The sequence below is a fragment of the Pilimelia terevasa genome (assembly GCF_014647915.1).
Classification (GTDB): Bacteria; Actinomycetota; Actinomycetes; order Mycobacteriales; family Micromonosporaceae; genus Pilimelia; species Pilimelia terevasa.
Window position 1 is genome coordinate 54,502 of the sequence record NZ_BMQC01000020.1, and the last position, 10,965, is coordinate 65,466.

Consider the following 10,965-nt stretch of genomic DNA (forward strand, 5'->3'; position numbering starts at 1 on the left):
GCGGGCAAGACGTCGGCCGGCGCGCCGAAGGCCGCCCCGGCGCCGCCCGCCGGCGGCTCCACCGCGCCGGTGGGAGGCACCGCCACCCCCGGCCCTGCCGCGAGCGGCGCCAAGCCGGCGCCCGCCGCACCCGGGGTCAAGTCGACGTCGACCGCAAGCGGCGGCAGGCCGGCGGCCTCCGGCACCGGGACCGCCGTGGCGGCCGGGCCTCCCGGCGGTGGCACCGCGGCGGCGTCCGGCGGCGGCCGCGCGGCCACCGGGGCCGCCCCGACCGCGCCCGGGAGCGCGCGGCCCGGTGCGGCGGCCCCGTCGACCCGGCCCGCGGCCGCGCCGGCCCGACCCGCCGCGGCGACCTCCGCTCCGGCACCGGGCAAGCCCCAGCCGGGTACTACGCCCAACGGCACGGGCAAGCCGGCGCCCGCCGGATCGGCCCCCACGGCGCCGATCCGCATCGCGGCCGCTGCCCGCTCGGCAGCCACCACCATGCCCATCCCGACCGGTACCGGCGCCGGCAAGGCGCCCGCGCCCAGCGCGCCGGGCGTCAGCGGCGCGGCGCGCGTCGCCGAGGCCGTCCGCGCCGCCCGCGGCGCCGCGGGCGGTACCGCGCGGGGTCCGCGCCGGGCCCGCCTGAACCTCAAGCGGATCGACCCGTGGTCGGTCATGAAGCTGTCGTTCGCCCTATCCATCGTGCTGTTCATCGTGATCATCGTGGCGACGGCGGTCCTCTACCTGATCCTCGACGCCATGGGCGTGTTCGACAAGGTCAACACCACGCTGGTCGACCTGGTCAACGCCGGCGGCGGCGGCACCACCGGCAGCTTCATGATCACCGCCAAGGGCGTGATCGGCAGCGCGGCCCTGCTCGGCCTCGTCAACATCGTCCTGATGACCGCCCTGGCGACGCTGGCGGCGTTCATCTACAACGTCTGCGCCGACCTCGTCGGCGGCATCGAGCTGACCCTCGCCGAGCGCGACTGAGCGACCGTGCCGCGCGGGTCGGCGAGCCCGGCCCCGCGCGGCACGGTGGGCGCGCGGTACGGTAACGTTGCTCGGCGTGCGAGGTGCTCATCAACCTCGACTCCGCACCGCACCGCAACGCCCACTGCACCGTAATGCCCGCAGCACCGCAGTATCCGCCCGCGGGGCTATAGCTCAGTCGGTTAGAGCGCAGAGCTGATAACTCTGAGGTCGCTGGTTCGATTCCAGCTAGCCCCACCCTGTACCACCTGCCGGCAGCATCACACCGTTGAGGGGAACGCCTCATGTGGAAGAAGCTCCTGATCCTGGCTGGTGTCGTCAGCGCCGCGGCGCTGGTGGTGAAGAAGGCCAAGAGCGCCAGCGACGAGCGCGCACTGTGGCACGAGGCGACGGCAGCGCCCGACCTGCGCTGACCGGCTGCCCGCCGCCGCGGGCCGCGGGGCCATAGCTCAACTGGCAGAGCACTGCCTTTGCAAGGCAGGGGTTTGGGGTTCGAGTCCCCATGGCTCCACCGAAGGTTGCATTGCGCGAACCTGGGGTGGTTCGGTGTTTCCGCTGGTTGTCGCGGGTATGCCGGTGGGTTGGTTGGGGATCCGGAACACCGGGATCACTCCTTCGTCGGTGATCTTGATTTCGGCTACGAGTGCTTCGATGGTGGCCTTCCTCTCTGCCTGACTTCCGCTGCCGATGACCTCGGCGAGGTGTAGCCGGAGCCGCTCGATGGTGCCCGGCGGGGGTGCCGTCGGGACGTCCTTGAGGTGGTCCTCCAGGGCTCCGTGGCGGGCGCGTAGGTGTTCGATCTCGACGCGGAGTTGGCGGAGCCGTGCTCCGGCGGTGGTGTCGTCGAGGGTGCCGGTTTCGAAGGCGGTCAGGTACTTGTCGATGGCGGTGTTCTTGGCGCGGATCTGGGTGGTGAGGGCGTCGAGTTCCTGTCGTTGGTGGGCGGCGTCTTGGTGGTGTTGGTCGTGGGCGCGTTGGAGTGCGGCGGCCAGGAGGGTGTCGGCCTTGGCGTAGAAGTCAGCGAGGGCGTCGAGGACGAGTTGGTCGAGGATGTCGGCGGGTAGGCGTCGGGCTTGGCAGCCGTTGGTGCCGTAGCGGATGCGGTGGTAGCAGGTGTAGTAGCGGTAGCGACGCGTCTTGCCGGTGGCGGCGGTGCCGATGTAGCGGTTGCCGCAGGCCGGGCAGCGTATGAGGCCGGTGAGGTAGTAGTCGGAGTCGCTCATGGCGCGGTGGGTGGTCCTGTCTGTGCGGGCGTCGGCGATGGCCTGGGCCTTGGTGAAGGTGTCGCGGTCGATGAGGGCGGGGTGGGCGTCGGGGACGTAGACGTCGCGGTAGGCGATGTCGCCGGCGTAGGCGGGGTTGTCGAGGATGCGTCCGATGATGGCGCCGGACCAGGGCTTGCCGGCGCGGGTGGTCAGGCCGCGCTGGTTGAGTTCGTCGGCGACGGCGCGGGTCCCGAGCCGGCATTCGACGTAGAGACGGAACACTTCGCGCACCACAAACTCCTCGTCGGAGCAGGGGGTGAGTTTCTGGGTGTCGCGGTCGACGGTGTAGCCGTATGGGGTGCGTCCGCCGACCCAGCGGCCCTTGGCGGCCTTGGCGGCGGTGCCGGCCTTGACCCGGTCGATGATGGTGTTGCGTTCGAACTCGGCGAACATGCCCAGCATCTGGATGTTGAGCTTGCCGACGGAGCTGCTGGTGTCGATCGACTCGGTGGCTGACTCGAACGCCACCCCGACCTCGTCCAGATCGGCCAGGAGTTTGAGTAGGTCGCGTTGGCGGCGGGAGAGCCGGTCGAGGCGGTAGACGAGCAGGATGTCGAAGCGACCCGCTCGGGCCGCGCGGAGGGCGTTTTGTAGGCCGGGGCGGTTGAGGGTGGCGCCGGAGGCGTCGTCGGAGTACTCGGCGACGATGGTGGCGTCGTCGCGGGTGTCGACGTGGCGGTGCAGCCCGCCGCGTTGGGCGTCGATGGAGAACGGCTGGTTGTCCTCGTCGGTGGAGCGGCGGGTGTAGATGGCGACCCGCCGCATCCGTGTGCTGTCTGGTGCCGGGGCGGCGGCGGGGCTGGGTCGCCCGCGCCGCCGCGGTGGTGTTAAGGGTGGGCTGGTCATAAGTGCTCCTGCAAGGGGTCTGGGGGTTCTTTGTCGGTGGTCCAGAATCGTTGGATGAGGACGGCCAAAGCGTCAGCTGCCGTGTCGAGTTGGTCGCCGTTCATGGAGGTGGTTTCGACTTTCGCCAGCTGTGTGGTTTCGGTGTTGCGGCTTCGTCTTCTGCCGCGTCGCCGCGACTTCGGTGGGGCATTGTCTGGTGTGGACTTTGCCTGGTCAGGATAGCTCGGGTGGGTGTGGTGTGGATGGCGTGTGGTAGCCATGTTCCTCCGGCTGGGGCGTTCTTGTGGGGTCGATGGGCTTCGTTCATGTGGGTCCTTCCTTTCTGTCGATAAAGGAGCGGGATGATACCTTCGGTCGCTGGCAGCGCCGAGGCATCGGCGGCCGGATTGTGTGACACTTCTGCCGGCCGGCACAGCCGAGCCGACGAAGTCTGTGGAAACGCGGGCGGACGCGGGGGCGGACGTCGGTCCGCTGCCCCGGACATCGGTCCGGTCGCGACCGCTGGTGGACGCTCGCCGGGCGGACATGCCTTGTCCGGGCGGCGGACTGCGAGGTCCGGCGCGTGCGGGTCGACGTCAAAGGTCACGGTCGGTGTGCCTGTCGAGGACGAACCGGTCCAGGTCGATCAGCCGCTTGCGGGCCGGGTCCCCCTGCGGGGCCCACCAGACCGCGTTGGCGGCGCACCGGCCGGCTGGGAGGCTGTCACGGGCCAGCGTGGCCGCCGGGTGCGTGACGCCGGCCTCCCGCAGCCGCTGGTGCAGGTTGCCCTCCCGGGCCGCGGATCTCAGGGAGAACAGCACCGGGCGGACGCGTTCGAAGTCGTTGGCCATGTCGCTGTACTGGTGCATCTTGTCCACCAGCACCGTCAGCGACTCCGAACCGGTGTCGTACTCGAACCAGAACTTCACCTGCCGGCCGTCCTCGGCGAACACCCCGGCGGCGTCCGGGCGGACCTTCGGCCGAAGCAGCGACTTGAACGGGCTGTCGCCTGGCTCGCGGAACGAACCCTCGCCCTGGAAGAACCCCGCGGGCCGCCACTGCAGCAGCGCCGCCCCCGGTTGGGTGCGGGCGTAGCCGGCCAGGTCGGCGAAGAACCCGTTGACGCCCAGCTTGTGGTCCAGGTTCGCCCGCTGGGTCAGGTGCCAGCGCCGCTGCTTGGCCGCTGTGCGCCGCGGTATCGGGCCCCCGCGTTGCGCGGCGACCACGTCGACGCCGAGCTGGTCGAGAACGTAGTGGTAGGGGTAGGAGCCGCCCTCCCACCGCTGCGGCCGGAACCGACCCAGCACGTGGGCGTTGTGCAGGGTCTGCAGCCGCCGCTGGCAGGCATCCAGCGATGGGAACAGCGCCCTGGCGATCTGGTCGGAGGTCAGCACGCCGTGGTCGGCGAGCCACTCAAGGAGTTGGTGGTCCCGGCCGGTCAGCCGGGACTGGATCGTCAGTACATGGTCAGTTGCTGCCATAAGCCCCTCCAGGGGGAGAGAAGGATGACCCAGAGGGTCTGTCTGAGCAGCGCGCGAGCCGCTGTCAGCGGCCACATGCTGCGGAAACGCGGTGGCAACGAGCCCGTCTGGGGCACCGTTCCAACACGGGCGCCAAGCCGGGCACCCACACGGGCGCCCGCCCGGGCGCCCCGCCAGCCGCTGACAACGCTGGGCTGCAGCTGGCGGGTGATGACGTCACTGTGGAGTTGTCAATGAACAGCGCCATGCCTGCCGGCCGGCAAGCGATCTGGTACTGCGCCCGGGCACAGCCGAGCCCCGCGTCACGGCACGAAGCAGCGACACGCCAGTGGATGGATTGATTGGGCTAGCAGCCAGCCCGGCAGCGGCGCCCGCACACCAGTAGGCGGTACGGCCAGCCCGAACACGGTCAGAGCCCGAAGACGAAACGGCCTCGCACACCCCGGCGCGTCCACGCGCTCAGGCAGATGGCAGAAGGCCAGCCTCGCCGAGGTCAAACAACCTCGCCAACGACGATCCCTCGATCGCAACGACAGGTCAAGCCGTTGTTCTGACCCCCGCAGGAGGCAGCCAAGCATGGCGTACGGGTCAGTACGCCTCAGTACTTCCCGGTACGCCTCAGTCCGAAATCGAGACCGTTTGCGAACGCTACGGGCAATCTTTCAAATGGCGAGCCGCGCCTGGTCCGAGTATTGGTCGCTCGGAGTTGGCTCCACCCTGGCGATCATGCCGCCGGGTGCGAGTCATCGTCCGCACGGGACTAGTCCAGGTGCCGCTCTGCCAGGGCGTTGAAGAATCGGTCGAGCAGTTCCTCGGGTTGCGCACGCTGAAGCAGTTCTGCGCCACCGAATCGGTAGACCTCGTACCCACGCAGCCGCAGCTCGCGGTCCTCGGCGACCATGTCGGCGTAGCGAAGCGGACTCGCCCCTCCGCGCTCGTCGGCGTAGTGCTGGACGCCATCGCACTCGATCACGACTCGCGCGCGGTTGGGCAGCAGCAGCAGGAAGTCCATCCGTTGCCGGCTGAGGGTCGTAGGTGCTTGCTGTTTGGAGTAGGGGTCGTAATGGAGGTAGACTTGCGGGAGCAAAGCAGGGATGTCGGGTCCGAGCCGTACGTAGCGTTGGGCGTAGGCGCGCAAGATTCGTCGTTCGGCGTCGTTTTCGCCGAGGGAGCGATTCAACCGCTGGTACAGGCTACGGGCGATACCAAGCTCAGGATTCCCGGTCATGCCTTCCCGGTCCGCCCACCATGCCGTTAACTGGCGCCAGGTGAGCCCGCCGGGCTCCAACGGGCGGTCGTACACGAGGCAGTACTGCTCGTTTTCCACGACAGCGATGTCGTTGTTGATCGCATCTCGAAAGACGATCCTCGGCTTAGGTCCGTCAGCAGCGAAGATCAAGTTCTTTAGGGCACCCGACACGCCCGAAGGGCCGAGGCGCGCGACGAGCGCCATCAACTCGTCCGGGGCTGCGATGCGCTGCGCCACGTCACGTGCCAAGTCGGCCAGGCTCTGGACGTCGTGGTCCTTCAGGATGGTGTAGGCGAAGCCGGCCTTGGTATAAGTGGCGTACTCCTCCGGCCATGGAGCTAGGCCGAGGTCTTCGAAGAAATCCTCAATCTGCACCCTGGTCATCCCGTCCCGCAGATGATCAGCAATCGATCGTCGGAGGCGATTGGGGCTCACATTGGACACGGCAAGGGACTCCACGCGGGCGGGGTTGGCAGAGACTGAGGTCGACCTAGTGCTGGGCGCGGTGTTGCGACTGGCGCTACCTAAGTTCGTATTCCGCAACCAGCCAGGGTCGCTGCGAAAGCATGGTTGTCAGCCGGGGTTCCGGCCACAGATCAACGAATGGCACCTTGCCAGCCTCGTTGTGCCGTTCGACCCACGCAACCGCATCCGGGGTGAAGTGCCCACTCGTCGCGACGACGAACCCGCGAACTACAGGCGGCTCCCACAGCGTGATGCGAATCAGGGCATTAGCGATCTCCTCCGGCGGTACGGACTTCGACAACCAGTGCTTGGCCTGGACGATGACACGTTCGGTGCGCACCCCACCCGCGCCATCGTGCAGGACACGCTCAGCCGAGATATCTCGACCCCGATCCGCGGCGTTGGCCTTCATCAGTAGCTGGACGTTCTGGAAGCCCGGGAGGTTCTGCAATAGGTCGTGGAGCAGACGCTCGAAGTGGTCCGGGTCCAACTTGCCCCAGCACAGCTTGGTGGAAGCCCCACCGACGGGTCGTTGGGCGGCGGCGTTGCCCAAGTCGATGTCGGGTACTGGGAGAGGGTCGTCGTCGGAGAACATCGCTGCTTCAATGTCTGGCTTAACGGTGGGCCAGTCGAACTCGTAAATGTCGTGCCAGTCGTGCCCCTGACCGAAGTACTCGTGTCGGTGAAGGTCGCCCCACCGTCCGCTGCGGCATGCAGTGTCGCCCATCAAGCGTTCGATCTCCGCGATCGCAGCCTCTAACGACGACACCCTGGCGTCGTCCACGCGCTCCGTCGAGTCCCGTGGGATGTTCGCTAACAGTTGAGGCAGGAGGGTGTCGACCTGGGTGACCAGCTCCTGCATGCGATCGCGGACGGCGCGGCGCCGCGCTCGGTTCAACCGATGCCGGTACTCCGCTAGTGCCTTACTGGGAGCATCCGACGCCTCGGCGACACCAAAGGGCGGCTCGCCTAGTTCGGCGTATTCCAGGTACATTGTACCGATTTGATGCATATCAGGCAGCGGCTCGCTGATTGTCCAGTTGTCGATCTTGGGCAGGCCGCCGAGTAGGTCGTCCCAGGTGCGGGTCAGATCCTCATACTCCGTCGTGGATCCCGCCGCCGGGCCGGTGGGCAGCATCGGACCTGCCCGCTCCCACACTGCCTGGAGGCGTTCCAGGTTGGCGGCGGCGCGGTCCATGACGGCCAGTAGCTCCTCAAGGGTCAAGGCTGCATCTGCGCGTCCACCGGCCCGATCAGTCACGCTCCATAGCGTACTGGGTAGGCTGATCTGATTCCGTGGACCAGCGGCTATACGTGTCGGCGACGCCGCGCCCACAGGTAGATGTCCTCTGCTTGTGGACTCGGCGGCAGCGCGGGGTCGGACGGCGACGAGCGCCAGCGCGGGAGCGCCGGGTCGAAGCTGCGTCAGGAGGTCACCATCAGCGGAACTGACTTCATCACGGGTGTCACCCGCCGGCGCGTCATCGACGGACTGGCGCAGACGAAGACGCACTGGAGCGGCACGCTGGAAGAGGTCGACTTTCTCGGCCGGCTTTACGACGTCGACTCGTTGCCCAGCCGCGATCCGCGGTTCTCTACCGCCAGTCAGGACATTGTCCAGCATCGATGGCTGAACCACGACTGGGACAACGACTGGATCTTCCACGACTCCCGCTTCGGCCTGGCTGATGGCGACGAGGCGCTGCTGGCGTTCCTCGTTGAGATGCTGCACCCCGAGGTCCGCACCGATGTTGCCGAGGTTGAGCGGCTACAGGCCTTCCTCAACGACGTGCTGATCAGCGACGGCTACGAGCTGGTTCAAGTCGATGACATCAGCGGCGCCCCAGTCTTCGCCGCACGCCGTATCGGCGCAGGGGTCCGTGGCACGATGAAGAACTTGATCTTCGCTGCTGACGGACCGAAGCCGAGGATCGTTTTTCGAGATGCGATCAACAACGACGTCGCCGTCGTGGAGAACGAGCAGTACTGCCTCGTCTACGACCGGCCTCTTGCAGCGCATGGGCTGACCTGGGCCGAACTTACAGCGTGGTGGGCGGACCGAGAGGGCATAGCCGGCACACCTGACCGTGACATCGCTCTTGGCCTCTACCGGCGGCTAAGTCGATCCCTCGGCAGAAATGACGCCGAGCGACGAATCCTTCGCGCCTACGCCCAACGCTATGCGCGGCTCGGACCACACATCCCCGCGCTTATCCCGCAGGTCTATCTTCACTTTGACCCGTACGTGCGCGCGAGCCACCCGCCCGGCGCCGCTCCACTCGCACGGCAGCGGATGGACTTCCTCCTCCTGCTACCGCACCGCGGCCGGATCGTCATCGAGTGCGACGGCAAGCAGCACTACGCCGACGACGACGGCCGGGCCAGCCCGCGCCGCTATGCCGACATGATGACTGAGGACCGCGAGTTGCGGCTCAACGGCTATGAGGTCTACCGCTTTGGTGGCGCCGATCTTGTAGACGGCCCGCAGACGGTACACCGCCTCGACGCGTTCTTCGATCGGCTCGCAGCCCGCTACGCCGCTTGAGCGTCGGCTACCTCGAGTCGCCGGTAGCGGAGCTGCCCCTGCGATGCTCGCGAAATCCCGACCCTCGGCCTCGAGGTCCGAGTGGGGACGCTCACAGCCCTCTTGTCCTCGCCAGCGGGTCGGCGGTCAGAACGTACCGAGGTCTGGCCGCCACGTCTGAATCTCGGCGTCATACCTGCCCTCGCGGACGTCCCGCAGGGCGGTGGCGTACCCGGCCTCGATCGCCTGACAGAACATCCGCAGCACCTGCATAGGTGCGTCCTGGTAGCCGTATCCGGACCAGAGCATCGCGACAGCCTCGTCAGCTGCCCTCGCATCCGCGGGGTCGCGGGTGGCGTAGTCGTGCAGGTTGGCGACCGCCGAGATCCAGTTGTCGATCGCTTCCTCTGGGATGTCAGCCATGTCTATCAGTGTGTCACGCCGGCACAGATCACCTCGGCTCGCGCCGGCCGGTCGAGGCGTCCTCGTCGCAGGTCGCCACGGGTACCGCCACCGGGGTCGAAGGAAGACTCTGGTGGTCGAGGTGGACCAGCCGCTGTTCAGCCGGTGGACTTACAGGGTCGTCGCGATGTAGTACGAGCCCGACGGCCGGCCGGATCGGCCGTACGTCAGTCTTCTCACCGCGGTCCACCCAGCCACGACATGCGATCGGTCTCTGCTGGAGCAACGCCCTAACACCGAGGCGGTGGGGAGAACGAAGGTGGTGGCGTGTCGTGGCCAGTAGACGGGTGTGGGCGCCGCCTCCCATCCGGCCGAGTCACTCACCGGCTTCTGTGACGGCGCCGGCGGTGCGTAGCGTCCGCATGGCCGCAGATGCAGGCGGGTGCAGTGCGGACCAACGCCGGGGCGATGGCTGCCAATAGCAAGGCCAAGCCTTGCGCGCGGTCGGCTGGTGCCCAGAGGCCGCCGCCGACCGCCGCGACGAGTGCAAGGTACGGGAGGAGTCCAATGCGTCCAATCAACACCCCACCAGTATTGCGCACAGGCCAGACCGCACCGTACGGTCGTTCCCGTGACGGATCCAGAGACCGCCGAAGTGTCACAGGACGTCGAGTGGATGACGCCCTTCCCCATGGATGGAGTACAGCCCGTCTTCGTAGCCGATGACGACAGCCCGTGGCACGTCATCCCTCATTGGGCGATGGTCGACGGCAAGGCGCTGCTGGTTGGCCTGGACATCAGGTCCTTTGTCGAGGATATGCCGGATGACGCCCGCGACGCGTGGCCGTCGAGGCGTCCAGTTGCCGGGCACCTGCAGGAACTGACTCAGAAGGTCCTCCGCGGCATCCCACTGTCAGCGGTCCGCGATGAGTCGCGCAAGCATCTCGCCGACAAGCTCGGCGCGCTAGCAGGCGGCCTGCCCGACAGCCCGTTGCAGCGCCGGGCAGGTCAGCACGCCACCGCGATGACTGCCAGCGGCAAGCCGCGCCGCCGCCGACCCAGCGCATCCGACGACCTGCTGGTGCGGGTGGCGCAGCTCTACGCCAAGGCGGAAGCTGTCGGTCAGGGGCGTGCGCCCGCGCGCTTTGTCGAACAGGAACTTCGACGGGAAGGGTTCGACGTCAGCACCCGCGGCGGGCGCGACCAAGTTCGGAAGTGGATACAGCGCGCACGGGAACGAAAGCTGCTACCTCCAGTAGTGTAGCGGCCCGACCCTGCCCACAGACCTGAACGCCTCCGCCCGGGGCTAACGATCAGTTCCCTGCTGCTCGCCTCGCCCAGGGCGCAGGTAGGGAGCACCAGGAGCGGTCAGGGCGTTGAATGAGTACGAGTGAGTCGCGGTTTCGGCCACAGGCGGGCTAGTTGAGGCCGTCAGCGCGGGGCCAACTCCGACCGTCACAACCAGAGTAGCGACGGACCAGGTCACCGGTGGTAGCAGGATTCGTCGTTCCGGATTAGAGCCGGTACTCGTAGACCGCGCGGTCCTTGCCCGGCCCCTTGTAGTCCGCGTGGACGTGCACGTCGCCGACCTTGAGGTCGCCGGGAACGTTGGTGTAGCCGAGGGTCAGCCATGCACGGTGCGCGCCGTCGTTTGGGTCTGCTGCACCAACTGGTGACACCTGAGCTGGCTTGCCGTTGAGGCGGGCTGGAAGGATGCCACCGTGCCCAAGCCCTACCCCCGAGAGTTCCGTGACGACGTCGTGCGGGTCGCCCGCG

At 67.7% G+C, this 10,965-nt stretch carries 9 protein-coding genes, 2 tRNA genes and 2 pseudogenes; 7 read left to right on the forward strand and 6 right to left on the reverse strand.

What is annotated here, in order from left to right; genetic code table 11:
- Positions 1-195 precede the first annotated feature (195 nt).
- The 5 genes from IEY75_RS21570 to IEY75_RS18940 all read left to right on the forward strand — a co-directional run bounded on the left by IEY75_RS21570 (position 196) and on the right by IEY75_RS18940 (position 2,042).
- Positions 196-978 carry a DUF3566 domain-containing protein gene (locus tag IEY75_RS21570; protein WP_444544009.1) on the forward strand — a complete coding sequence of 261 codons (783 nt, stop codon included), beginning with the start codon at positions 196-198 and terminating at the stop codon, positions 976-978.
- 163 nt (positions 979-1,141) lie between these two features.
- Positions 1,142-1,215 (forward strand) — tRNA-Ile (locus tag IEY75_RS18930).
- A gap of 47 nt (positions 1,216-1,262) precedes the next feature.
- The gene (locus IEY75_RS21100; protein ID WP_229789895.1) at positions 1,263-1,391 is read left to right on the forward strand and encodes a DLW-39 family protein; all 129 of its coding nucleotides are present in this window, start codon (positions 1,263-1,265) and stop codon (positions 1,389-1,391) included.
- Between the two features lie 25 nt (positions 1,392-1,416).
- Positions 1,417-1,489, forward strand: a tRNA-Ala gene (locus IEY75_RS18935).
- A 280-nt stretch (positions 1,490-1,769) separates the two neighbouring features.
- Positions 1,770-2,042: a hypothetical protein gene (locus tag IEY75_RS18940; RefSeq protein WP_189115731.1), complete on the forward strand. Its 273-nt coding sequence runs from the start codon at positions 1,770-1,772 to the stop codon at positions 2,040-2,042.
- An 18-nt stretch (positions 2,043-2,060) separates the two neighbouring features.
- Here the strand turns inward: IEY75_RS18940 and IEY75_RS21515 are convergent.
- The 4 genes and pseudogenes from IEY75_RS21515 to IEY75_RS18965 form a co-directional block, all read right to left on the reverse strand.
- A pseudogene (locus IEY75_RS21515) lies at positions 2,061-3,089 on the reverse strand (recombinase family protein); the annotation flags it as partial.
- A 575-nt stretch (positions 3,090-3,664) separates the two neighbouring features.
- Positions 3,665-4,549, reverse strand: coding sequence for a replication-relaxation family protein (locus IEY75_RS18955; RefSeq protein WP_189115732.1), 885 nt, complete (start codon positions 4,547-4,549; stop codon positions 3,665-3,667).
- A 760-nt stretch (positions 4,550-5,309) separates the two neighbouring features.
- Entirely contained in the window at positions 5,310-6,182 is an 873-nt protein-coding gene (locus IEY75_RS18960; RefSeq protein ID WP_189115733.1) for a putative endonuclease domain-containing protein, read from the reverse strand.
- Positions 6,183-6,318: 136 nt separating this feature from the next.
- Positions 6,319-7,524, reverse strand: a complete 1,206-nt coding sequence (locus IEY75_RS18965; RefSeq protein WP_229789897.1) for a restriction endonuclease — start codon at positions 7,522-7,524, stop codon at positions 6,319-6,321.
- A gap of 81 nt (positions 7,525-7,605) precedes the next feature.
- Here IEY75_RS18965 and IEY75_RS18970 point away from each other — a divergent pair, with 81 nt between their 5' ends.
- Entirely contained in the window at positions 7,606-8,808 is a 1,203-nt protein-coding gene (locus IEY75_RS18970) for an AbiJ-related protein (protein ID WP_189115734.1), read from the forward strand.
- A 126-nt stretch (positions 8,809-8,934) separates the two neighbouring features.
- Here IEY75_RS18970 and IEY75_RS18975 read toward each other — a convergent pair whose 3' ends face one another.
- Positions 8,935-9,210, reverse strand: a complete 276-nt coding sequence (locus IEY75_RS18975) for a hypothetical protein (protein ID WP_189115735.1) — start codon at positions 9,208-9,210, stop codon at positions 8,935-8,937.
- A 610-nt stretch (positions 9,211-9,820) separates the two neighbouring features.
- On the opposite strand from IEY75_RS18975, the gene IEY75_RS18980 reads away from it, so the two are divergent.
- Entirely contained in the window at positions 9,821-10,453 is a 633-nt protein-coding gene (locus tag IEY75_RS18980) for a hypothetical protein (RefSeq protein ID WP_189115736.1), read from the forward strand.
- 250 nt (positions 10,454-10,703) lie between these two features.
- Here the strand turns inward: IEY75_RS18980 and IEY75_RS21110 are convergent.
- Positions 10,704-10,965 (reverse strand): annotated as a pseudogene (locus IEY75_RS21110) (hypothetical protein); the annotation flags it as partial.

Bases quoted from the DNA above. Each gene is read 5' to 3' on its own strand.
- IEY75_RS18960 (WP_189115733.1), bottom strand. From the start codon at position 6,182: ATGACCAGGGTGCAGATTGAGGATTTCTTCGAAGACCTCGGCCTAGCT.
- IEY75_RS18955 (WP_189115732.1), bottom strand. From the start codon at position 4,549: ATGGCAGCAACTGACCATGTACTGACGATCCAGTCCCGGCTGACCGGC.
- IEY75_RS21100 (WP_229789895.1), top strand. From the start codon at position 1,263: ATGTGGAAGAAGCTCCTGATCCTGGCTGGTGTCGTCAGCGCCGCGGCG.
- IEY75_RS18970 (WP_189115734.1), top strand. From the start codon at position 7,606: ATGTCCTCTGCTTGTGGACTCGGCGGCAGCGCGGGGTCGGACGGCGAC.
- IEY75_RS18975 (WP_189115735.1), bottom strand. From the start codon at position 9,210: ATGGCTGACATCCCAGAGGAAGCGATCGACAACTGGATCTCGGCGGTC.